Below are 21,410 nucleotides of genomic sequence, written 5' to 3' on the forward strand. Positions count from 1 at the left end.
TTTTTTATTTTAGTATAAAATATTTTTATTTATTATATAAATTTATTTTGTTAATTTCTTTTCTTAATTCGCTTTCATACATAGCAATTTTTTCAGCAGATTTATGCATTTTAATTTTAGCAATAGCATAATCTTTTTGTCTAAGAGCACGTTGAATATCGATTTCAGAAACTTTAATACATGAGTCTGTTACAATATTAATTAAATTTGGAGTTGCCATTACTATTCCATTTGAAATGGCATACGATACAAACTCTTTATTAACATTAAACTGAATTAATAATTCAGAAATTACAATATTTCCTATAAAAGGACTTTTGCCAGACATAAGCCCTATTTTTCCATCAGTTGTTTTTGCAACAACCATATAAACATTTTCATCAACAACATTGCCATATGGTGTTGTAATTTGTAGTTTTACTTTATTTCCCATTTTCTAACTCATTTGCTCTAGCGATTACATCATCAATTGTTCCAGCAAACATAAATACTTCTTCAGGTAGATTATCATATTTTCCTGAAATAATTTCATCAAAACTTCTCAATGTTTCTTTTAATGGCACATAAATACCCTTTTTATCAGTAAATTTTTCAGAAACAGAAAATGGTTGAGATAAAAAGTTTCTTATTCTTCTTGCTCTTGCAACAATTTTTTTATCTTCTTCTGAAAGTTCACCCATACCTAAAATAGCAATAATATCTTGAAGTTCTTTAAATCTTTGAAGAATATTTAAAACGCTTTGTGCTGTAGTATAGTGAGAATGACCAATTACAAGCGGATCTAATAATCTTGAAGATGAGTTAAGTGGATCTATAGCTGGATAAATACCAAGAGCAGCAATATTTCTATCTAAAACAGTTTTAGCATCTAAATGAGTAAATGTTGTTGCAGGCGCTGGATCAGTTAAGTCATCAGCAGGAACATAAATTGCTTGTACAGAAGTAATAGAACCATTTTTAGTAGAAGTAATTCTTTCTTGCAATTGCCCCATTTCAGTAGCTAAGGTAGGTTGATAACCTACAGCACTAGGCATACGCCCTAATAAGGCAGAAACTTCAGATCCTGCTTGCGTAAATCTAAAAATATTATCAATAAATAATAATACATCTTGTTTTAGAACGTCACGAAAGTATTCGGCCATAGTTAGTCCTGTTAAAGCGACCCTCATTCTTACTCCAGGAGGTTCATTCATTTGACCAAATACTAATATTGTTTTATCAAGAACACCGGCTTCCTTCATTTCAAAATAAAGATCATTACCTTCACGAGTTCTTTCTCCAACACCAGCAAAAACAGAAATACCACCATGTTGCGAAGCAATGTTGTTAATTAATTCTTGAACTAAAACAGTCTTACCAACACCAGCGCCACCAAATAAGCCAATTTTACCTCCTCTTGCATAAGGAATTAATAAATCAATAACTTTAATTCCAGTTTCAAGAATTGAAGCAGTAGAATCTTGATCTTCATATGAAGGAGCTTTGGCATGAATTGAAGAGTAAGTCGAGCTAATAACATCTCCAAGTCCATCAATAGGTTCCCCTAAAACATTAAACATTCTACCTAGAATAGATTTTCCAACCGGAACAGTTATAGGAGCTCCAGTATCTTCAACATCTAATCCTCTTATTAAACCATTTGTTGAAACCATTGAAATTGACCTAACAATATCATCACCAATATGTTGAGCTACTTCAAGAACAAATTTTTCTCCCTCATAATTAATTATAAGAGCATTTAATAACTTAGGAAGACGACCTTCATGAAAGCGAACATCAACAACAGGCCCAACAATTTGAACAATTTTTCCAATATTTTTATTCATAAATCTCCTATTCAGAACCACTAATAATTTCAGTAATTTCTTGTGTAATTTTTGTTTGACGCTCTCTATTGTATTGTAGTTTTAAATTATTAGCTAACTCATCGGCATTTTTTGTGGCATTTTCCATAGTAAAACGACGAGAAGAAATTTCTGACAACTTTGATATATTTAAGCAACGCTGAATTTCACAACCTAAATACATTGGTATGCTAGTAAGTAAAATTTGAAATGGATTTGGTTCGAATTCTACTAAACTCATTTGATTCTTTGTATTTTGTTTTTCTTTAATTTCAAATGGCAAAATTTGTTTAATATTTTCTATATATGTAAGTGAATTAATATATTCAGTGTAAATAATTTTAATAGCACCTATTTTTTTATTTTTAAACATTTCTATTGCTGTATTAGCAACTTTATTTGCTTCTTTATAATCAATTTTATCACCTAAATTAAAGGCTTTTCCAATAATCATTGAACGATATTTTTCGGTATTTCAACGCATTATACCCTTTTTACCAAAAATATACATTTTATCATCAACTTTAATATTTTCATCAGCAAGACGAAAAATATTAGAATTGTATGAACCAGAAAGACCTAAATCTGATGTGATAATAATATAAAGTGTGTTAGGATTTTTATTATCTTTTCATAAACTTTCAATATCTTTTTTTTCAATATCATTCATTAAATCATTAAAAATGTTTGAAAAAAGATTGTAATATTTATTAAAGTTTTCAATAGTTTTTTGTGCTTGCTTTATTTTTGAAGCAGCCACAAGTTGAACAGCATTAGTAATAATTTTAATATTATTTACAACTTTAATTCTTTCCCTTGTCTTTTGTAAACTTGCCATTATTTAACACCAGCTATTTCAAGGATATCGGCAGGAATTTTAGCATAGTGAGTTGAATCATAATTTGGAATTGAAGTTATAAAATCATTTACTAATTTAACCAAAAGAATAACTGATTTTGTATAGACATCACTAGTTCAATCACCAGCAGTTTTTACCTCTTTATAAAGTTTTAAGCCTTCATCAGTTGTTTTAAAGTATCTAATAATTTCTTTTTTAAATGCTCTAATTTCTTCTTTAGGAATTGGGTTAATAATTCTCTCTCTAATAGCCAAAAGAATTATTGCTTGAATAGTTTGTGAAATATGAGAATATTGTTCTTGTTTTAACATTTCATATACTTTAGCACCAAAATCCAAAATATTTTTTGTTGAAGCATCTAAATCTGAACCAAATTGAGAAAATGCTAGCATTTCATTATATTGAGCCAAATTTAATTTCAATGACCCAGACATTTTTTTGATTAATTTTGTTTGTGCTGAAGAACCAACACGAGAAACTGAATAACTAACATCAACTGCAGGCCTTTGTCCAGAGTTAAATAAGCTTTCTTTTGTAAATATTTGTCCATCAGTAATAGAAATTACGTTTGTTGGAATATAGGCAGAAATATCACCTTGTTGTGTTTCAACAATTGGTAAAGCAGTAATTGAACCACCACCATATTCCTCATTAACTCTAGCAGCACGTTCTAATAATTGAGAGTGTAGATAAAAAACATCTCCAGGGTAAGCTTCACGACCAGGTGGACGACGTAATAATAATGAAAGAGTTCTATAAGCAATAGCATGTTTAGATAAATCATCATAAACAATAAGAACATCCTTGCCTTTTGACATTCAATATTCTGAAATAGCCACTCCTGTATATGGAGCAATATATTGCATAGGTGCTAATTCGCTAGCGCCAGCAACGACAACTGTTGTATATTTCATAGCGCCTGTATCTGTAAGTTTTTTAACAACTTGTGCAACAGTTGAATTTTTTTGTCCTATAGCAACATAAACACAATTAACGTTTTTATTTGCTTGATTAATTATTGTATCAATAGCAATGGCTGTCTTACCAGTTTCGCGATCACCAATAATAAGTTCACGTTGACCCTTTCCAATTGGAATCATTGAGTCAATAACCATAATTCCAGTAGCTAAAGGTTGATCAACAGATTTTCTTGACATAACTCCTGGCGCAACTGTAAATATTTCTCTAAATTTTTTAGAAGAAATTTCCCCTTTACCATCAATAGGATTTCCAAGAGCATCAACAACTCTACCTAACAATTTTGATCCAACTCTTGTTGAAGCAACTTCATAAGTTCTTCTAACTGGAGCTCCTTCAATAAGATTTGTATCATTACCTAAAATCGCAACTCCAACATAATCTTCTTCTAAATTAAGAGCAAGACCATAAGTATTTTCGCCAAGAATTACGATTTCACCATTTTTAACTTTATTAATACCACTAACATTAGCGATACCATCACCTATAGTGATTATTTTACCTACCTCATTTAAATCAACAGTAGATTTAAAACTTCTAATTTTATCTTTTATGATGGCAGATATTTCGCTAGCTTTAACTCTCATCTCCACCTCCTAGTAATTGTGATTTAATTGTTGATAATTGATGTGATATATTTTTTTCAATAATTTTATCAGCAAGTATTATTCTAAATCCAGAAACAATATTCTTATCAATTTTATTTTTTAGGAAAACTTTTTTTTCTTCTTGTTTTGATAATTTTTCCTCAAATTTTTTAATAGTTTCTTTATCTAAAGGCATTGTTGTAAAAATAATACCTTCTTGAATACCCTCATATTTATTTAAACTTACTATTACATTTTCAAAAATATAACGAATATGCTTACTTAAATGATTTTGTACTATAACTTTAATTGTATTCAAAAATAGTTCATCATAATCCTTAAAAATTTCATCAATAAATTTTTCTTTTTCATCAAAATGTAATATTTCAGAATCAATTGCTAAGTAATCAATAATTTCAGGCTTTTCATCTAATTCTTCAAGAAAATCATGAATTTCTTTGTTTAATTGTGAAACTTTTTTTGTTTCAACAGCCAATTCATATATAGCATATGAATAGCTTAAGTATGAATTTTTTAAAGCCATTATTTAAAGAAGTCCTCAATTAATTTTTTTTCATTTTCGGGGCGTAATTCTTTTTCGACTAATTTATTTGCTAATTCAAAAGCTACATCAATAATTGCCTGTTTTGAATTTTTTTCAAATTTAACTTTTTCATTTTCAATTTCAATTTCAGCTTGATGTTTAATTCTTTCAGCTTCATTTTGAGCAATATTTGTATATTGAATAATTACTTTTTCAGCTTCAAATTTTGCTTTATTTACAATTTCTGACGCTTTAATTTTAGCGTCAATTAACTTTTCTTGAGATTCATTACGATCTTCTAAAGCTTTTTGTCTATCCTCAATTGAGTTTTTAATATTATCTGCAATGAATTTTCTTCTTTTTTCAACCATTCTTTTAACAGGGTTATAAAAGAAAACACTTAAAAATAAAAAAGTTATTAGAAATGCAATAATAGTTGCAATTAAAAGAGGGAGATTAGGAAAAATCTGTTGAAATCTTTCCGTAATGTTAATATTATTCTCCATTTTTACCTCTTATTATTTAATTTTTGAGAATAACATAACTGCAACAATGAATGCATATAAAGCAGCAGATTCACTAATAGCTAAAGCAATAATTAAAACTGTTCTAATTTTAGAAGCTGCTTCAGGATTTCTACCAACAGCTTCTGACGCTCTACCAGCTGATATACCTTGACCAATACCTGTGCCAACAACACCAAGTGCAGCAATACCAGCACCAATTGCTACTAAACCGTTATTTATATCCATTTTTTTCTCCTTAATATATAGCTGCTTGATTTTTTTGAATATTTACAGCCTTTTCTTTATGATTTGTCATTTCAGTGGCTTCTGAAACTTCTAGAGTTCATGAAATTGTAGTAATCATCATGAACACATATGCTTGTATTATAGAACCAAAAATATCAAAATACAAGTGTAAGAATGGAGTGAATATTGGGGCAAACATAAATTTCATAAAAAATGAAATAGTTGTACTTTCTCCTAATATCATTGTTCCTATTCAACCAAAAAATTGGTAACCTAATAAAACCATTGTTGTTCCACCAATAATATTTCCAAACATACGTAAACTTAATGTTAAAAGAGGTGTAAACTGACCAATTAAATCAAGTGGTTGCTTAACATATCTTAAAAAGAAACGATGTTTTTGGTAGGATAAACCAATAATATATATACCTATTCAAGAAATAAATGCCAAGAACAAAGGAATTGTATAACTAGTTGCAATACCTTCAAACCCAACAATTTGAATAATATTTCCCAAAACAATAAAAGTAAATATTGAAAATATCAATGGGGCAGCTTTTGGCAGTTTTTTTTCTGAAACTTCTTCAAAAGTATTATTAACAAAGTTATAATAACCTTCAGCAATAATTGCAATACTACTTAAAGGAACTTCATCTTCTTTAATATTTCGGACCTTGAAATAAACTACTAGTGAAATAATTATTGCTAATAATGTCACTATAATTAATGAAAATACAATCGGATAATCAACTAATGTTGTATATTGTGTAATTCTTGAATATTGATCTTTAGGCATTAACTCTCCTTTCTATTGAAGCTATAATAATGATTGGAATGTTTAAGGAAATAGCTATAATAAAAGTTACAAAGTTAATACTTCCAAATAATATATTGTTGTTTGTTTTTTGGTTAATAAAAAAAACAATAAAAAGTAGTATTAATAGAATTGCTAAAATAAAAAAAAGTCTTAATATACTAATAATAATAAATGATGCTTTTGCAACATTTACACTTTTAGATATATATAAAATAGATGATAAACTTATTAGTGAGAAAATAATCCCAAGCCCAAACCCATTTAATCAGCTATTATTAATTTTTAAAAAAAATAGCAATAGAATTACTATTATCCAATTTATTCTAAATCATCATTGTCATATTTTTTTTATATTCATGACTTCTTAATTTTAATACTTTTTTAATTAATATAAAAATATATTATTTAAATATTTATTAATTTAAAAAGATAATACAAAAAGCATAAAAACAAAATAAAAAAATATTGATTACAAAAAAATAATTATTAATTTTAATTTTTTTATTAATGTTAATATTTCTTAGTTTTTAAAAGTTTTTATATTTTTATAATAAAAATATCATTCCTTGTATTTTATATTTAATTAAAACATAATTAATTTTTTGAATTTTAAACAATATATTAAAATATATAAAAATTTTAATTTTTTATATAATATTAAAGCAATACATAGAGACAGCAACTGCATATGCTTAATATTGTTGCCAAATGTATCTAAACTTAAGAGTATTGCAAATTTAGAAAGGAGAAATTTATGGCTCAATCTAAATTTCGTTTAATTAAAGAAAAAACAGTTAATGAAATCAGTAATAAAATTACTAATTCAAAAGCACTAGTTGTTGCTAAATTTATTGGATTAACTGTTTCAGATCTTGAAAACTTACGTAAAGAAGCAAAAGTAAAAGGTGTAGAAATTAAAGTTTACAAAAACCGTTTATTTAAAATAGCTTCAAACAATAATGGATTAAGCGAATTAGACCAATATTTAGTAGGCTCATCAATCTTCGCATTTAGTAATGAAGAAGATATGTCTGCTGCAAAAGTTTTAGTTGAATTTAGTAAAAAACACAAATTACTTGAAATCAAAGCCGGAACTTTTGAAGGTAAAGTTATTGATGCTGAAGGTGTTAAAATGGTTGCTTCATTACCTACATATGAAGAATCACTTGCAATACTTGGACGCTCATTACTTGCACCACTTCAACAATTATCAATAGGCTTAAAAATGCTTGTTGATGAGGGTAAATTAATCAGTGAGTAATCATTAAAAAGGTGAAAAATCACAAATTCATAATTAAAAATTGAAAGGAAATATTATGGCAAAATTAACAAAAGAATCATTTATAGAATCATTAAAAGAAATGAGTATTAAAGAAGTTATGGAACTTGTTGAAGCAATGAAAGAAGAATTTGGAATTGATCCTTCTGCAGTTGCTGTAGCAGCGGGCTCAGTATCAGGAGAAGAAGCTGAAGAAAAAACATCAGTTAAACTTGTTCTTAAATCAGATGGTGGAGCAAAAATCCCTACATTAAAAGCTATTAAAGAAGCTATGGGTCTATCATTAATGGATGCTAAAAAATTAGTTGAAGCAGTTCCTGCAACATTATTAGAAAATGTAAAACCTGAAGAAGCAGAAGCTATGAAAGCAAAAATTTTAGAAGCTTCTCCAACAGCTGAATTAGAAGTTGAATAATAATTTTTATTATTAAAAATCAATTCCACACATATGGAATTGATTTTTTTTATACTAAAATTCAAATATTAATATATTTATGAATTATTTTTAAAATTCTGACTTTCCAAGTTAAAAGTATTGATCAAATATATAATGAATTAAATTTAAATAATGCCTAATTTAATTAAATTTTTAAGTCAGGATACACTTTTTAATCATTTTTTTGTTTTTCTAAATTCAAATTAAAAAAACTTAAATACAGTAATTTTAAAATCTGCATTTAAGTTTTTTAGTTATTAACTTTTAATTAGTTTAAATTTGAATTATAAAATTTTCAACAAATATTTGACTATTCTTCATATTATCTAGATTACTAATTATTTTTTTAACATTGAAAATATTTTTGCTAACATTCCGCCAATAGCCGCTGCGCCAAGTATAATTGGTAATCAAAATTCTTTTTTGTTAATATTTTCAGAAATAACACTAGGTTTTTCTGGTTGTTGTTCAACTTTTAATTCATTTACTTTTTTAATAGGTAAATCATATGGTTTGTATTTATTGTGTAAATTTGAATAAGAAGATGTAAAAGATGAAAACTGTAATTTTGGAGACATTTTTTTAGCTATTTTAATTTCTGATTCTTGATATTCTATATTACTTTTAAAAACAGTTAAAGTGGTTGAGTTATTTAAATAAAATTTCTCATCATATCCACGATATGAAATTTTAATTTCATTTTCTCCATCATTAATATTTTGAACAGAATCAACTCTTCATCCATCTTCAAGCTCTAAATCAGCAGTTGATGTAACATTACTATTTACATATATTCTATTTTCTCAATTATATCTATGTTCTGTACCACGCTTAATTGTTAAAAACGTCATATTTTCGCCAATATAATTTCCCATTCCCTTAATAATTACTTTATTATAACCAACATTTTCATCTTGACGATAGTAGCCATCTTCATTATCATAAAATTCTTCATAAGATAATGTATAGTCTACATTTTCCTTAAGAATTTTATTATTATATTTAACTTCAACAATATCTTTAGCAAATTGTTGACTTGCTCGATAATTATAATCTTTTAAAATTATTTCAGCATATTTTAAATCATTTAAATTACCAACATGTGATATACGTTGAAAATCACTCGCTGTAAAAGCTTTAATTCTTGCTACTGCGCCATTATATGCTTTTTGACTATTAATTCATTGATTATTTTTTTCAATATATGAAAAATCATATTGTCAATCTTCTTCAGCACCAAAAGTTAGATAAGCATTATTGCTTTTAACTTGAGCAACTATAGTAAATCATTGGCCTTGTTCTAAATCAATTGGAGTATCTAAATCAATTGTTCTTAATCCTCCAAGTTCAAATTTTTGAGTTTTACTTGCTATTTTATCCCCTAATTTTAATGAATAAGGAGAAGCATCATTAATATCGCGTTTATAAACGCTCACTTCAACTTCTACATTTTCACCCTTAATCCCAACATTAATAGCTTTAAGTTTCTCTTTTGTATCAGCTTTTCCTGCTTTAGCTTGAAAACTAACTGCCGCATTTTTATAATTTGCGCCTGCTAAATCTCTATATGATCCGTCATAATAATAATTATTTTCATAATTATAAGAGCCTCTTTCTGTCATTTCTACAGAATAAACATCATGAGGAACTGTATCATATGAAATGTAAAAGTATCCTTTATCAGCATAATCATCATCTCAACTATTTTTAACGATTCAACCACCATTTTGTGTTGTCCCAATACCAAATTTTTCTTTAGGAATTGTATCGTCTCAGCCTACAACTGTTGCAACGTGACCTATTCCTGATGTACTTTTAGAAATTTCAGAATTATAAAATCACGTTCTTGCATCTTGTGGAGTAGCAAATGAATATGAAACGGCTCCATTTTTAACAATTAACTTTTTCATTTCCTCTCTATAATTTTCTTTTTTATGATCAACAAAAATTACATCTTTTAAAATATATTTTGTTAAATTATCATTATTTTGTCAATTATAAGTTTCTTCTTTTAATTTATTTCATTGCAATAATGATGTTGCTGCATAAAGTGAAGAAGAGCCCTGATCTTTTCAATTAGGAGCAAAATAAGTATCAAAATCAGTATTATGTAGCTTATCCTGATATTTTTTTCTATTTAATGTATTATAAGCTATATTTAATTCTGATAAATCGAGATTATCTTGAGAAAAATATAACTGTTTTTTAAGAATATTTATCTCCGCAACTGCTGTAGTAGCAAAAGCTCAACAAATACCTTCTTTTCCTTGATCTCTTACTTTAGTAATAAAATAATAATTAGGATTACCAAAATTTCGAGGATCAAAAATTTCGCTATTTTCATCTTTTCCAGCCACACCCTTATTATCATAACTTCAAACATTTTGATATGCAACTAATGTGCTTGATAAAAATATTGCTGGAGAAGATAAAGTTGCTATTAATAAATATTTTTTATTCATAAATCCCTTCTTAAATAAATATAAAATTATTACATAATTAAATTAAACATAATATGTATATATTTATTATTTTTATTATACTTTTATTATTTAAATATTTTAATAAATGAAAAAAATGATTTCATTATGGTGCAAAATATTTAATTTAATACAAAGTAAAGAAACAGAAAATTGATATCTGTTTATTTATACTAAAATATTAAAATTTAATATTTGTAAATTTAAGTAAATATTTTTATTAAAACATTTAAATTGTTTTTTATTAATCAACTTTTTAAAGCAGTTTCAAGAATTTTAAAAAATTGCCTTTTATTAAACAAATAAAAATTAAAAATATAAAAAATTTTTCCAACGTTGTTTTAATTTTTACTATTTCTTGAAAATTATTATTTTGTTTATTTTTGATTAGTAGTTTTTTTAAGTTTTATTTATTATAAATTTATAAAATTTTTTTAAAAAAATAAATAAATACAATTTTTGATAAAACAAATATTTATAAATCAATATCTTATCTTCCTAAAATACTTAATAATTTAATTAAAAAATTTAAAATTTTAGACATAAATTTAGATCAGACTTCAAAAAAATTTATTAGACATATTTTATTTATTTTTTTATTTTTCTAAATTCAAATTAAAAAAACTTAAATACAGTAATTTTAAAATCTGCATTTAAGTTTTTTAGTTATTAACTTTTAATTAGTTTAAATTTGAATTATAAAATTTTCAACAAATATTTGACTATTCTTCATATTATCTAGATTACTAATTATTTTTTTAACATTGAAAATATTTTTGCTAACATTCCGCCAATAGCCGCTGCGCCAAGTATAATTGGTAATCAAAATTCTTTTTTGTTAATATTTTCAGAAATAACACTAGGTTTTTCTGGTTGTTGCTCAACTTTTAATTCATTTACTTTTTTAATAGGTAAATCATATGGTTTGTATTTATTGTGTAAATTTGAATAAGAAGATGTAAAAGATGAAAACTGTAATTTTGGAGACATTTTTTTAACTATTTTAATTTTTAATTCTTGATATTCTATATTACTTTTAAAAACAGTTAAAATGGTTGAGTTATTTAAATAAAATTTCTCGTTATATCCACGATATGAAATTTTAATTTTATTTTCTCCATCATTAATATTTTGAACAGAATCAACTCTTCATCCATCTTCAAGTTTTAAATCAGCAGTTGATGTAACATTACTATTTACATATATTCTATTTTCTCAATTATATCTATGTTCTGTACCACGCTTAATTGTTAAAAACGTCATATTTTCACCAGTATAATTTCCCATTCCCTTAATAATTACTTTATTATAACCGACATTTTCATCTTGACGATTAGTAGCCGTCTTCATTATCATAAAATTCTTCATAAGATAATGTATAGTCTACATTTTCCTTAAGAATTTCATTATTATATTTAACTTCAACAATATCTTTAGCAAATTGTTGACTTGCATGATATTTATAATCTTTTAAAATTATTTCTGCATATTTTAAATTTTTAGAATTATTTGCACCTGCTATATTTTGATAATCATTTCCTGTAAAAGCTTTAATTCTTGCTACTGCGCCATTATATGCTTTTTGACTATTAATTCATTGATTATTTTTTTCAATATATGAAAAATCATATTGTCAATCTTCTTCAGCACCAAAAATTAAATAAGCATTATCGCCTTTAACTTGAGCAACTATAGTAAATCATTGACCCTGCTCTAAATCAATTGGAGTATCTAAGTCAATCGCTCTTAATCCGCCTAGTTCAAATTTTTTAGTTTTGCTTGCTATTTTTTCACCTAATTTTAATGAGTAAGGAGATGCATCATTAATATCACGTTTATAAATGCTTACTTCAACTTCTACATTTTCGCCTTTAATTCCAACATTAATAGCTTTAAGCTTTTCTTTCATGTCAGTTTTTCCTGCTTTTGCTTGAAAACTAACTGCTGCTTTTTTATAATTTGCACCGGCTAGATCTCTATATGAACCATCATAATAATAATTATTTTCGTAATTATATATATGAACTACGCTTAGTCATTTCTAAAGAATAAACATCATGAGGAACTGTATCATATGAAATATAAAAATATCCTTTATCTGCATAATCATCCCCTCAACTATTTTTAACAATTCATGCACCATCACGTATTGTTCCACTTCCGAATCTTTCTTTAGGAACTGTATCATCTCATCCAACAACTGTTGCAACATGACCAAATCTTAATGAACTTCTTGAAATTTCAGAATTATAATATCAAGCTTTAGCATTTTTTGGAGTAGCAAATGAATATGCAACTGCTCCATTTTTAACTATCAGTTTTTTCATTTCTTCTCTATAATTTTCTTTTTTATGATCAACAAAAATTAAATCCTTCAAAATATAATTTGATAAATTATCATTACTTTCATAATTATAAGTTTCTTCTTTTAATTTATTTCATTGCATTAATGATTTTGCTGCATAAAGTGAAGATGAACCTTGTTCTTTTCAATTAGGAGCAAAATAAGTATCAAAATCAGTATTATGTAGTTTATCCTGATATTTGTTTCTATTTAATGTACTATAAGCTATATTTAATTCTGATAAATCAAGATTATCCTGTGATAAATATAATTTATTTTTAAGAATATTTATCTCTGCAACTGCTGTAGTACCAAAAGCTCAACAAATACCTTCATTTCCTTGATCTCTAACTTTAGTAATAAAATAATAATTAGGATTATCAAAATTTCGTGGATCAAAAATTCTACTTTTTTCATTTTCCCCAGCTTCGCCTTTATTATCATAACTTCAAGTATTTTGATATGCAACTAATGTGCCTGATAAAAATATTGCTGGAGAAGATAAAGTTGCTATTAATAAATATTTTTTATTCATAAATCCCTTCTTAAATAAATATCAAATTATTACATAAAATATTTAAAAAATAAATTAAACATAATATGTATATATTTATTATTTTTATTATACTTTTATTGATTAAATATTTTAATAAATGAAAAAAATAATTTTAATATTTTAAAGTAAATAAATAAAAAATTGATATACGTTCATTTATACTAGAAAACAAAGATTTAATATTTATAAATTTATGCAAACATTACATAAAAACATATACTTATATATAAATTAATAAAGAGGAAAAAGTGCTAAAAAATATAAGTAAATTAATAATGCAATTTTCTTTTATTCCCTTTATTACTATTACAACATTAGGTTGTTCACAAACTAAGGAAAAAGAAGAAATTTTAAAAGAAAAGCATGCTAAAATTACATTAAAATTAATAAATAATCAATTTCATGTTTTAAGTGAAAATGATAAATTAAATCTTAATACATATAATAATATTGAAAATAATATAAATGATTTACATAAAAACAAGGCGAAAAGTTTATTATCAGAAACTAAGTTTTTGTATAAAAATTCTCAAGTTAATTCAAGAAAAACAAACACACTTTTAAATTTTTTTAATAATGAAAGTTTAAAATGAAAAAGTAAAGCAGTAACATTTTTTTCATTTTTAGCTATTAGCAGCGCAATTGGATTAGGTATTTATTTTGAAGAATATTATTCAAAAACAAAGCATAATCTTAAAACATGATTTTGATCAAATATTTATAATAAAAATAAACATTATTTATTTACTGATTTAAAGGTAGAAAATAAAAATGAGTTTTATAAATTATTGTTAAGTTTATATAAATATAAAGATGAACATAAAGAAAACAATATTTTATTACTACTTGATAAAATTATTAAAGAAGTTTTAAATTTGTTTATAAGTCAAATTTCTTTTAAAAATATATTAAATGGTCAATTATTTATTAAATTAAATGAAGAAACAAAAAAATTATGTAACGTTAATTTTATTACTGAATTAAAAGATATAAAAACCAAATTACCTATGATAACAAACGCATTTGAAGACCCTAATGTACTTGGCTCATTTTTAGATTTTTTTTATACCCTAAAAAATTCAAAGTTAACTTTAATTAATGAAAAGTATAAAGATATTTTTAAAGAAGAAACGCAAAATAAAATAACTGGCAATTCTCAAACCATCTCAAAAAGAGTTAGAAGGTCTTTATCTAAAGAAAATTCACAACAAAAACAATTTAATTTTTGAGATTTATTAAATTTTAATACTAATAATATTAATAATCTAAATACAGAAGAAATAAAAAATTTTCTTAAAAGCAATAAAGAGGACATCAAAAAATATTTACCATTAGCTAAATCTATTTTAAAAAATAATCTTAAAATAGAAGACAATAATATTTATGAATTATTAGATAACATTATAAAAAATGATACCGTTTCAGAACAATCTATTGAAAAAGTAAAAGAAACACTTAAAAGTAAAAACATAAATGATATTTTAACAAAAGACAAAATTGTAGAAAAATTGCTTTCGCAAGATATAAAAGATTTACCAGAATTACAAATGGCTAAAGATATTTTAAAGCCTCTTAAAAACGGAATTCAAAAATTAAAAAACAAAAGTGAATATAATCAAAAAATTGACTGATTAATTGAAATTATTATAAATGCAATATCAATTTATTTTAATAAGCAAGAAAATAAATTTATATCTTACGAAACATTAAAAGAACTGCTTAAAGGATATTTAGATTATAAAAACAATAAAAATAAATTGAATTTATAACATTAATATTTATTAATTATTAATATATAAAACATATTTATTTTAAAATAAGCAATTAAAGCATTTTACTATTAGATTTATTTTATAAATTTACTAGTTAATGAAAGGCAAATGATGAGAAAAAGCAAAATTTTGCAAAAATGAAAAAAGAATACAATAACATCATTTATAACTATTGCTTCATCATCATTTTTAATAGTAAATAATTTATTAATTTCTTGTAAAAAAGAAATTAATAAAGAAAAAATAGCTCTTGATTTTCAAAAGCAAAAACAAAGAAAACTTGATTCAAATTTTATTGATAATAATACATCTATATTTTTACAAACTTTTAATAATTCTATTAACGATTCATTAAATTTTTTACAAAAACAAAAGTCAAATTTTGTAAAAAATTTAGAGACAAACGATATTATTTTTAATAACAAAAATAAGAATGAGCTAAATGCACCACAAGAAGAACAACACTTTAATGAAGAAGAAAGTAAACTTTTTGAAGAATTTCTTAAACAAGAAAAAATAAATAAAAGTAATGTAAGAAAATATAAAATAATCACTGCATCGTTTATTGTTGTTAGTAGCGTTATAACAGGTGTTGCTGTTGGTCTTGGTGCTTATTTTGGTTTTAAAAACATTAATTCTTCTGAAAATATACGAAAAAGAGAATTAGAAGAAAAACTTGAAAATTACAGACAATTGCTTAAAAATATATCTCCTACAGATTCTCTTGTAAATGTTTTCGACAAAATGTTTGAATTAGCTTTTACCAATCAACTTCCTAAAGCAGTTTTAAGAATTTTAAAAGAAACATTTTTTAAAGATTTACTTCAAGATTTTGATGAAAAAAGCGAAAATATATTAACTAAAAAATTAGAAGGAATTGAAAATCCTACTAAAGAAATTTTTAGAAAATTTTACGATAAAACAATTGTTATTAATTTATTAAAAAATGATTCGGAAATAAGTATTAAAAAAGCAATTAAAGATTGAGTTGTAGAAATAGTGAAAGAATATTTGCCTAAAGCATTTAAATCTATTATAGAGTTTTTAATAACTCAAAGTGAAACTAGTCAAAAAAGTTCAATTATGAGCAGATTTATTGAAGGATTGCTTTTTGCTAGACAAATAAAAATTAAAGATATAGAAAATTTTTCTAACGTGGTTTCAATTTTTGCTAAATTTTTTACAAATCAAAATAGTCAATTATTCGAATATATTATTACATCTATTTCTAATGCAATAAATAAGCATAATTTTAGCTTTGATATATTAAATGATTTTTTTGAAATCATAAATTTAATTATTTTAGATTTAACAGCTAAAGATGGAAAAATTGATATTGAAAAAGTAATAAATACGCTTTTACCCAAAATTACATCAATTGTAAATATTGATAAAAAATCGAATTATTCAAGTTATGTTAAATTTATTAATGATCTTTTTACTAAAGATGCATACCAAAATAATAAATGAGTTTATCATTTTATGTCAACAAATAAAATAACAAGTAATGCCTATATATATTTAGATAGTGATTTTAAAAGTGTAACGCATAAAATAAAATTTCCAGAATTTAATATAAATTTTGAAACAATTGTTGAAGTCTTTGAAAATAGAAATAAAATTGAAAAAAGCTTTGAAAAAATATTAATGTTATTATTTGAACCTCTTATTATTCAATTATCTAAAGATATAACAAAAGATGATGCTAAAATGGCAATTTTTCGATTAGCAACTTTTTTGAGTTTTGTCTATTATAAATATGCAAAAGTATTTGCAAAAAACTGAATAAATGCAATTGTTAATAGAGTAAATCCTTATGAGCCAATATCTTATCTTCCTAAAATAATTGACAATTTAATTAAAAAACATAAAATTTTAGATATGAATTTAGATTCAATATTTGGAAAAAAATTTAACAGATATATTTTTGTTGGTGAATATTATAAAATATTTGATATTACAATTGAAGCAGCAAAAGGCGAAATTGCAAAATTAAAAGGAATTCTTGAAGTTGGTTATTATAAATAAGTTTTATTTTGAAATGAATTAAAAAAATAGCATTTTATAACTAATGCTACTGTATTTATTATTTTGAACAATTAAATTTCTAAGTTATGATAAACTTCTTGAATATCTTCTTCTTCCTCTAAAGCATCAATAGAATTAAGAATTTTTTGAGTCTTTTCTTCATCAAGTTCAACTTTTGAATTTGGAAGATAAGTTACTTCACTTCTTTCGAATTTTTCAATATTAAATTCTTTTTCTAATGCTTCAGAAAGTTGACTTAAATCACTTGGCGCACTAGTAATTGTTACCATATTTTCTTCAAATTCAATATCTTCTGCCCCATTTTCAATAGCAACAAGAGTAATTTCATCTTCAGTGTAATTTTTAACATCAAAAATTATTAATCCTTTTTGATCAAATACATAAGGAATGGCACCCGCTTTACCCATTTGACCATTTTGTTTATTAAAATATGCTTTCAATATAGAAGAAAGACGATTAAAATTATCTGTTAAACAACTAATTAAAATTGTGGCTCCACCTGAAAGTGTTCCTGAATATAAATATTCAGTGTATCCCGAACCATTTCCTCCTGCTCCAGCAGCTTTTGAAATAGCCTTTTCAATGTTTGATTTAGGCATTGATTGTGCTTTTGCTTTAGAAACAGCAAGCCTAAGGGCTGGATTCATACTTGGATCAGTACCTTTAGTTGCTGCCACATAAATTTCTTTACTTAGTTTTTGAAATAAAACACCTCTTTTAGCATCTTGTGCTCCTTTACGGTGTTGAATATTGGCTCATTTTGAATGTCCCGCCATTTCATTCTCCTTTTTTATATTAAAACAATATGTAATTAAAATTACTTACATTATAAATAATACAAAATAACTTTTATTTTATATTCAAAAACAGTATTAATAAAATTTTAAAAAAAATATAAAACAGCTTAAAAACAATTAAATTTAAAGTAAAAATATATCTGTTTTTTTAGTTATTAATTTTAATAAGAATTTTTATTTATATTTAGCTTTTCTTTCTATAGCAGAACTTAGGCAATTATTTTTTTTGGCTCTTAATATCTTAAATACTTATTTTACAATTTTTTATTGCATAAAATCAGTAAACAATAATTAAAAAAAATAAATTTATTAACTTTTAAACAAAACGTATATACAAATTAAGTAAAGGAATTAATTATGAAATTTAAAAAATGAAAAATATTACTTGCACTTAGTTTAAGTAGTTTTATTTTTATTCCATTTTTATTGTTTGGATGCAAAAAAAATACTATATTTAAAATAAAATATGAAAACACAAATAATATTGAAACAGATAATCTTACAATGTATTTTGATAATACAATTAACACAAAATTAAATTGAACAAATGGAAAAAATAAACATATTTTTATTGGATGAAAATTAAAAAACAATAATTTAACAATTGAATCAATTTTGCCTGGAGAAAAACAAGATATAACATTAATACCTTCTGTTATAAAAGAATTTGAAGGTTTTACTGAAGCAAAAAATGAATTTTTTACTTTATATAAAAATGTTATAGAAGATAAGTTAATTAACAAAATTATGCTTTTAATATATAAAGAACAAAAAGAAAAAGCATATGAAAAGTATAAAACTCAAAAAATGATTGTTAATTTAATAAATGAGCTAAAAATAGGAATAGAAGAAAAGAAAAATGAAAAAAAAGAAGAAATTCATCAAGTTAAAGAAGAATTAAAAAGAGAAGAACCAATATCATTTCCAGCACTTCCATTAATTCCGGCGAAAAGTTTTAATAAACCAAGAGTTATTTATAAAAATAAAAATAACTGAGCAGTTAATATTTTTGCTAGTATAGGTGCAGCTACTATGGTTGGTGGAGCAATTTATTGAGTGGTAGAAAAAATTAGAGATATTATATGAGATAAAAGTCTTACTACTTATGAATTAAAATGAGAACCAACTGAACAAGACAAAAATAAAAATAATTTTAATAAAAAATTAATAATTAAATTAAAAAATAATAATTGAAAAATGGATAATTCATATAAATTAGATAATAATAAATCAAATATTGATACACCTAATTTTTATTTAGAAAAATTAGCAGAAAAATCAAATAATACCCAACTTCAAGTGGAAATAAATAACGGAAAAGTTCAGGCCTATAATGCACTAGTAGATAGCGAATGATTTGAAGTTAATGAAACAGAACAAGAAGTAATAATAAAGCAAAAAAGAAAGCGTTAAGTAGAACATCAAACAATAATTAAAAAACTAACTTCAAAAAGCAGTTAGTTTTTTATATCAAATTAATTTTGTGAATGTTTAGCAACAAATAAGTCTAGTCTTGAGTTTTTTCTAGCTGCTTTATTTGGGTGAAATACTCCCTTTGTAGCAGCCTTATTAATTAAACTGTGTGCGTGTGATACTAATATAGCAGCATTTTCTGCTTTAGCTTCAACAGCCTCTCTAGCTTTTCTTATAGCTTTTTTAATTCTTGATTTAATTGCAAAGTTTGAAGCTCTTCTTTTTTCAATTCTAGCAATGTTTTTAATCTTTGATTTAATATTAGCCATAAAGTCTCCTTTCTATATAAATATAAAAATCATTTAAATTATATAGACAAATATAGAAATATTTTTAAAATAAATATAAAATTATAAGATATAAAAAAATACATTTAAGGAGTATTATGGTTTCAAATGCAAGCGATGTTATAATAAAACAACCTTATCAAAAGTTATTAAATGGAAATGCTAAATATTGAGTTATTTTTGCACTTTTACATATTGCAATTTTCATAATTTTAATTCTTTTTATCTCTGCTTCTGTTTATAAAAGAAAGATAACAAAAAATAAAATAAGAACAGGTCAAGAAGCTGAGGAAAAAGCTAAGAAATTATTAATGAAATTTGCTAATGAAAATAATTTTACATTGCTAAATGGAATATTTTCAGTAATAAATGATAAAAATCATGATATTCAATTTGAAGTAGATGGAATACTTGTTACTAATTCAAGCGTTATTGTTATTGAAGTAAAATCAAAACCACTTGTTATTAAAAGTAGTCACTCTAAAGATTATCTTTATGTATATGATAAAAATTCTAGAAATAAAGAAAAAAATAAGTTTATAAATCCAACTATTCAAAATGATAAGCATATTTCACATTTAAGAAATATTATTAGTAAAGATATCCCAATTTATTCAGTAATATTTTTTCCTAATGCAAGTGATGTGCAAGTTGATAGTCCAAACTTAGAAACTATTTTTTTAAGTTCAGTTAACCCTATGAAAGAGCTAGCAAATTTTTTAAATTCAAAAACATCCGACAAAGCTTTTTCTAATCAAGAAAAACAATCTATCATTAGCATTATAAAAAATGCTCAAGCTAATGATGAAGCTAAATATAAATTTTATAATATTATAGGCAAATATGACAGAATATAATTATAAAAATAAAGTATTTAATATTGAATATGAATTTGGTTGCTCTCAATTTAAGATTATATTTAATGACTGAAGACCAACTGATATTATTGTCCAACTTCCTAGTAATAAATATTATTCTTCAAGTGATTTGGATCTTAATAGCAGCTCGCTAAAAAAGACTATAAATAGAAGTAAATTAGAATTTAATCTTGAACTTGAGTTATTGCGCTTTTTTACAAAAATAAGTAAAAAAGCATTTTTTAGTGATAATGATAAATATGTTGTGTTTGGAAATGTAATGACTTTTAATTATATTGAAGGTTTTATTTATCTTGATCAGATAAAAATTGGCAAGAGTTCAACTTTAAAAAATGCACACATTCTGGTAAAAAAATATCTTCAAAAACAATTAGAAAATTATATTACTTTAACACAAAAAAAGTTTGTACAAATAATGGGGTATACTTTCAGCCCTACAATTGAAATAGTACAATTTAAATCATTTTGAGGTCGTTATTTTACTTTAAAAAAACATATTCAATATTCTCTAGAATTAGTTAAACAAACAAAAGAGTTTATTGATATTATCATTTGACATGAATTAACTCATGTAACATGTACTAAGCATGATGCAAAATTTTATAATACATTACTTAAATATTGTCCAAGATATAAACAAATAAAATCTAATAGTTCAACCATTTATATATAAATAAG

Annotated in this window: 21 protein-coding genes; 7 read left to right on the top strand and 14 right to left on the bottom strand. The window is 24.2% G+C overall.

Annotation, left to right across the window (positions count from 1 at the left end; translation table 4 throughout):
* Positions 1-25: 25 nt before the first annotated feature.
* The 8 genes from QMA87_RS00585 to QMA87_RS00620 are packed head-to-tail and all read right to left on the bottom strand — an operon-like array spanning position 26 to position 6,360.
* Complete coding sequence (locus QMA87_RS00585; RefSeq protein WP_283823490.1) at positions 26-433, bottom strand: F0F1 ATP synthase subunit delta/epsilon; 408 nt, start codon at positions 431-433, stop codon at positions 26-28.
* On the bottom strand, positions 423-1,847 hold the full coding sequence (gene atpD, locus QMA87_RS00590) for a F0F1 ATP synthase subunit beta (RefSeq protein ID WP_430623762.1): 1,425 nt from the start codon (positions 1,845-1,847) through the stop codon (positions 423-425). Before atpD ends, QMA87_RS00585 begins: the two co-directional genes overlap by 11 nt.
* Complete coding sequence (atpG, locus tag QMA87_RS00595; RefSeq protein ID WP_283823492.1) at positions 1,834-2,682, bottom strand: ATP synthase F1 subunit gamma; 849 nt, start codon at positions 2,680-2,682, stop codon at positions 1,834-1,836. The genes atpD and atpG overlap by 14 nt, the downstream gene beginning before the upstream one ends.
* Entirely contained in the window at positions 2,682-4,268 is a 1,587-nt protein-coding gene (gene atpA, locus QMA87_RS00600; RefSeq protein WP_283823493.1) for a F0F1 ATP synthase subunit alpha, read from the bottom strand. The genes atpG and atpA overlap by 1 nt, the downstream gene beginning before the upstream one ends.
* The gene (gene atpH, locus QMA87_RS00605) at positions 4,258-4,812 is read right to left on the bottom strand and encodes an ATP synthase F1 subunit delta (RefSeq protein WP_283823494.1); all 555 of its coding nucleotides are present in this window, start codon (positions 4,810-4,812) and stop codon (positions 4,258-4,260) included. Before atpH ends, atpA begins: the two co-directional genes overlap by 11 nt.
* Positions 4,812-5,318 carry a F0F1 ATP synthase subunit B gene (atpF, locus tag QMA87_RS00610; protein ID WP_283823495.1) on the bottom strand — a complete coding sequence of 169 codons (507 nt, stop codon included), beginning with the start codon at positions 5,316-5,318 and terminating at the stop codon, positions 4,812-4,814. The genes atpH and atpF overlap by 1 nt, the downstream gene beginning before the upstream one ends.
* Positions 5,319-5,330: 12 nt before the next feature.
* A complete protein-coding gene (locus tag QMA87_RS00615; protein WP_336619101.1) occupies positions 5,331-5,564 on the bottom strand; it encodes a F0F1 ATP synthase subunit C in 234 nt (77 codons plus the stop codon).
* 10 nt (positions 5,565-5,574) lie between these two features.
* On the bottom strand, positions 5,575-6,360 hold the full coding sequence (locus tag QMA87_RS00620; RefSeq protein WP_283823496.1) for a F0F1 ATP synthase subunit A: 786 nt from the start codon (positions 6,358-6,360) through the stop codon (positions 5,575-5,577).
* Between the two features lie 775 nt (positions 6,361-7,135).
* Between QMA87_RS00620 and rplJ the strand changes: the two genes are divergently transcribed.
* A complete protein-coding gene (gene rplJ / locus QMA87_RS00625; RefSeq protein ID WP_283823497.1) occupies positions 7,136-7,642 on the top strand; it encodes a 50S ribosomal protein L10 in 507 nt (168 codons plus the stop codon).
* Between the two features lie 55 nt (positions 7,643-7,697).
* Entirely contained in the window at positions 7,698-8,075 is a 378-nt protein-coding gene (rplL, locus tag QMA87_RS00630; RefSeq protein ID WP_283823498.1) for a 50S ribosomal protein L7/L12, read from the top strand.
* Between the two features lie 359 nt (positions 8,076-8,434).
* On the opposite strand, the gene QMA87_RS00635 is transcribed toward rplL, so the two are convergent.
* The 4 genes from QMA87_RS00635 to QMA87_RS00650 form a co-directional block, all read right to left on the bottom strand.
* A complete protein-coding gene (locus QMA87_RS00635) occupies positions 8,435-10,558 on the bottom strand; it encodes a C1 family peptidase (protein WP_283833660.1) in 2,124 nt (707 codons plus the stop codon).
* Between the two features lie 768 nt (positions 10,559-11,326).
* Positions 11,327-11,932, bottom strand: coding sequence for a hypothetical protein (locus QMA87_RS00640; protein WP_283833661.1), 606 nt, complete (start codon positions 11,930-11,932; stop codon positions 11,327-11,329).
* Positions 11,910-12,485, bottom strand: a complete 576-nt coding sequence (locus QMA87_RS00645; RefSeq protein ID WP_283833662.1) for a lectin like domain-containing protein — start codon at positions 12,483-12,485, stop codon at positions 11,910-11,912. Before QMA87_RS00645 ends, QMA87_RS00640 begins: the two co-directional genes overlap by 23 nt.
* Before the next feature lie 103 nt (positions 12,486-12,588).
* On the bottom strand, positions 12,589-13,455 hold the full coding sequence (locus QMA87_RS00650) for a C1 family peptidase (protein ID WP_283833663.1): 867 nt from the start codon (positions 13,453-13,455) through the stop codon (positions 12,589-12,591).
* Positions 13,456-13,751: 296 nt separating this feature from the next.
* On the opposite strand from QMA87_RS00650, the gene QMA87_RS00655 reads away from it, so the two are divergent.
* Together QMA87_RS00655 and QMA87_RS00660 are read left to right on the top strand one after the other, a co-directional pair.
* Positions 13,752-15,245, top strand: coding sequence for a hypothetical protein (locus QMA87_RS00655; RefSeq protein ID WP_283833664.1), 1,494 nt, complete (start codon positions 13,752-13,754; stop codon positions 15,243-15,245).
* A 114-nt stretch (positions 15,246-15,359) separates the two neighbouring features.
* Complete coding sequence (locus QMA87_RS00660; protein ID WP_283833665.1) at positions 15,360-17,276, top strand: hypothetical protein; 1,917 nt, start codon at positions 15,360-15,362, stop codon at positions 17,274-17,276.
* 71 nt (positions 17,277-17,347) lie between these two features.
* Here the strand turns inward: QMA87_RS00660 and QMA87_RS00665 are convergent, their stop codons facing one another.
* A complete protein-coding gene (locus tag QMA87_RS00665) occupies positions 17,348-18,073 on the bottom strand; it encodes a YebC/PmpR family DNA-binding transcriptional regulator (RefSeq protein WP_283823508.1) in 726 nt (241 codons plus the stop codon).
* 378 nt (positions 18,074-18,451) lie between these two features.
* Here QMA87_RS00665 and QMA87_RS00670 point away from each other — a divergent pair, with 378 nt between their 5' ends.
* Positions 18,452-19,507, top strand: coding sequence for a hypothetical protein (locus QMA87_RS00670; RefSeq protein WP_283833666.1), 1,056 nt, complete (start codon positions 18,452-18,454; stop codon positions 19,505-19,507).
* Between the two features lie 62 nt (positions 19,508-19,569).
* On the opposite strand, the gene rpsT is transcribed toward QMA87_RS00670, so the two are convergent.
* Positions 19,570-19,836 (bottom strand): 30S ribosomal protein S20, encoded by a 267-nt coding sequence (gene rpsT / locus QMA87_RS00675; protein ID WP_283823510.1) that lies wholly within the window; start codon positions 19,834-19,836, stop codon positions 19,570-19,572.
* A 116-nt stretch (positions 19,837-19,952) separates the two neighbouring features.
* On the opposite strand from rpsT, the gene QMA87_RS00680 reads away from it, so the two are divergent.
* A complete protein-coding gene (locus tag QMA87_RS00680; RefSeq protein WP_283827207.1) occupies positions 19,953-20,711 on the top strand; it encodes a nuclease-related domain-containing protein in 759 nt (252 codons plus the stop codon).
* On the top strand, positions 20,698-21,405 hold the full coding sequence (locus QMA87_RS00685; protein WP_283833667.1) for a YgjP-like metallopeptidase domain-containing protein: 708 nt from the start codon (positions 20,698-20,700) through the stop codon (positions 21,403-21,405). Before QMA87_RS00680 ends, QMA87_RS00685 begins: the two co-directional genes overlap by 14 nt.
* The last annotated feature ends 5 nt before the right edge of the window (positions 21,406-21,410 follow it).

The organism is Mycoplasma phocimorsus (assembly GCF_030077875.1).
GTDB lineage: Bacteria > Bacillota_I > Bacilli_A > Mycoplasmatales > Metamycoplasmataceae > Mycoplasma_H > Mycoplasma_H phocimorsus.